Raw genomic sequence first — 1,476 nt, 5'->3', positions numbered from 1 at the left:
TGGATCGTAAGCATAAACGCATTTTGAGAAGAATATATATATGTGGTGTAATATTTGCAATACTTATACTATATTTCTGTTTTTTTTAGATAAATTTGAACTTAATAAATATACAATTATGAAGAAAGTAGTTTTAGTTATTTTTATGCTTTTTAGCATTTTCGGCAATAGTCAAAACCAAAGTATTATTAACAAGATGACAGAAAGCAAAAGTATTGCTGACATCAAAGATGTTGCCGATGCGATAGTTCTTAATAGTAAAGATAAATATGACTTTTATAAAATAGTTAGGAGATCACCGAGATCAGATGAAAACTATCAATATATAATTTATACTAAAGAAGGAATGAGCGAAGTAGAAAAAAAAGAATTATCTTCAAATAATTGCGCTAACTGTATTATAGTTAAATTTAGTGAGTGGCAAAAAGGTGAAAATGCCGACTTAGAAATTAAAGGAGAGTTAATTTATGATTTTAAGGAAGTAACTGGGAAATACCTTGACTTGGTGGGGTTTTGGACAAATACATTTTATCCTTTAAATTCAAAAGAGCAAGTTCTTGATGGCTATAATTTACGGGAGTACAGAGTTAATAAAGAATTAAAATTTAATTTTAGAAAGAATGAAACCACTTGGACAATGTCGCGAGGATATTAAACATAGAAAAACCGCTATAATTAGCGGTTTTTTTTATGTTTATGTTTTAAATAATAATCAATAACAGATATTTGGTTATAAACTGTAACTTAATTATATTTGTTGCATGTCAATAACCTTAAACAGAAGTCTTGGAGTTCAGCGTAATAAGTTATTACGCTACAAGCTTATTAAGGAGCTTTACCAAAAAAGCGTTCAGGAGCATCCATACACACCAACAACAAAGATTTTAGAGATTTATATCGTACCGATATATCCTATCTCACGTACTACTTTATATGAGATCCTTTGTACATCGATTACAACAGAATTAAAAGAAGTTGAGTCTGCTATTGAAAAGCAGCGTCAATTAAAAGCTATGCAAATACAGTTATTCAACTAAACATTTCCAAATCCAATCGAATAAGTAATTTGATATTCTTGGATTCCATCATCACGTCTTATTCTTTTAAGATTGGTTCTCATTAGTGCGCCTGATGCATCAATTGGTTTCCATCCATGTACAGTTTTGTGTAAATCTTCAATAATTGACCAAACTGTCCAGACATTATCCTTTTGTGATTGTGGTGCCCTGTGACTGGTATTACTAAGTTTTAAATTAGCAATAATAAAAGTAACGGTTCCTTCACATAACTGCCTATTAATAGGATTGTCTGAATTATCCTTTCCTATATTGCTAAAATTTAAAGACGTGATGTCAATTAACGCACAAGGAAACTGCGCCGGAGGATTCGGACTATAACTGTCCATCTGCCCCCAATCTTCATCAATGTATTTAAGCGCCGTGATTGTCGCTAATCTGTTTTGGACAGCTTCTAAAA

Annotated in this window: 3 protein-coding genes; 2 read left to right on the top strand and 1 reads right to left on the bottom strand. The window is 31.2% G+C overall.

The window, feature by feature from the left end; genetic code table 11:
* Positions 1-118: 118 nt before the first annotated feature.
* On the top strand, positions 119-655 hold the full coding sequence (locus tag KHA90_RS25030) for a hypothetical protein (protein ID WP_213308252.1): 537 nt from the start codon (positions 119-121) through the stop codon (positions 653-655).
* A 106-nt stretch (positions 656-761) separates the two neighbouring features.
* Positions 762-1,037: a hypothetical protein gene (locus KHA90_RS25025; protein ID WP_213308250.1), complete on the top strand. Its 276-nt coding sequence runs from the start codon at positions 762-764 to the stop codon at positions 1,035-1,037.
* On the opposite strand, the gene KHA90_RS25020 is transcribed toward KHA90_RS25025, so the two are convergent.
* Positions 1,034-1,476, bottom strand: a 443-nt coding sequence (locus KHA90_RS25020; RefSeq protein ID WP_213308248.1) for a hypothetical protein, incomplete at its 5' end; no start/stop codon positions are given. The genes KHA90_RS25025 and KHA90_RS25020 overlap by 4 nt on opposite strands.

Origin of the sequence: Flavobacterium psychroterrae (assembly GCF_018380615.1) — a bacterium.
GTDB classification, from domain to species: Bacteria; Bacteroidota; Bacteroidia; order Flavobacteriales; family Flavobacteriaceae; genus Flavobacterium; species Flavobacterium psychroterrae.
Note: the sequence above shows the minus strand (reverse complement) of the source record. Positions and strands in the feature narration are given on the sequence as shown.